The sequence below is a fragment of the Leifsonia sp. SIMBA_070 genome (assembly GCF_046534635.1).
In the GTDB taxonomy this organism is placed as follows: domain Bacteria; phylum Actinomycetota; class Actinomycetes; order Actinomycetales; family Microbacteriaceae; genus Leifsonia.
Window position 1 is genome coordinate 1 of record NZ_JAWRYK010000898.1, and the last position, 238, is coordinate 238.

General features: G+C 60.1%; 1 pseudogene. It reads right to left on the reverse strand.

Features of this window, described 5'->3' with window-relative positions:
• Positions 1–238: pseudogene (locus SB754_RS22815) on the reverse strand (type III polyketide synthase); the annotation flags it as partial.

Sequence of the window (238 nt, forward strand, 5' to 3'; positions counted from 1 at the left end):
CCGGATCATTGGACGTGCGCACATGCAGGGAACACAGTTCGGCGCTGACTACGAGCACCACGGCTTCAGGGTCGGCATCACAGAAGGACTTTGCTGCCCGCATTGCCGGGAAGGCGGCATAGCAGCCCATAAAACCAAGATGGAACCGCTGCACCGATGCGTTCAGGCCCAGCGCCCGGACCACTTTGTAATCCGGTCCGGGATTGAAGAACCCGGTGCAGGAGACGGTAATGACGTG